Genomic DNA, 835 nt, shown 5'->3' with positions numbered 1-835 from the left:
GCCCAGCGGGTGCCGGTGCTCCGCACGGGTCGCGCCGGCGGTGTTCAGCGGCCGCCGGGCCGGTTCACGCCACCGACCCGATCCGCCCCGCCGGTCCCGGGCCGGAGCCGCCGTCGTGGTGGATCGGGGTGTGGGCGCCGGTGAGGGAGGCGCCGCTGCCGCCGCGCCGGTCGGCGACGATCTCCGCCGCGATGGACAGGGCCGTCTCCTCCGGCGTGCGGGCGCCCAGGTCCAGGCCGATGGGCGACCTCAGCCGGGCCAGTTCCAACTCGGTCACGCCGACCTCGCGCAGCCGGGCGTTGCGGTCCAGGTGGGTGCGGCGCGAGCCCATCGCCCCGACGTACGCGACGGGCAGGCGCAGCGCGAGCCGCAGCAGCGGCACGTCGAACTTGACGTCGTGGGTGAGGACGCACAGGACGGTGCGGCCGTCGACCTCGGTGCGCTCCAGGTACCGGTGCGGCCACTCGACGACGACCTCGTCGGCCTCGGGGAAGCGCGCCCGGGTGGCGAACACCGGGCGGGCGTCGCACACGGTGACGTGGTGGCCGAGGAACTTGCCCACCCGGACCAGGGCCGCCGCGAAGTCGATCGCCCCGAAGACGATCATGCGGGGCGGCGGGACCGACGACTCGACCAGGAGGGTCAGCGGGGCTCCGCACCGGGAGCCCTCGGCGCCGATCTCGACCGTGCCGGTGCGGCCCGCGTCCAGCAGGGCGGCGGCCTCGGCCGCGACCGTCCGGTCCAGTTCCGGGTGGCCGCCGAAGCCGCCCTCCCACGCACCGCCGGGGCGGACCGTGAGGGCCCGGCCGCGCAGCTCGGCGGGGCCGCTCACGAT

At 77.2% G+C, this 835-nt stretch carries 1 protein-coding gene; it reads right to left on the bottom strand.

Annotated features, from left to right (window positions below):
- Positions 1-64 precede the first annotated feature (64 nt).
- Positions 65-835, bottom strand: a 771-nt coding sequence (locus tag G3I53_RS00630; RefSeq protein ID WP_164437921.1) for an XdhC family protein, incomplete at its 5' end; no start/stop codon positions are given.

The organism is Streptomyces sp. SID14436 (assembly GCF_010548465.1).
Lineage (GTDB): Bacteria > Actinomycetota > Actinomycetes > Streptomycetales > Streptomycetaceae > Streptomyces.
This window is presented reverse-complemented; position numbering and strand designations above follow the sequence as displayed.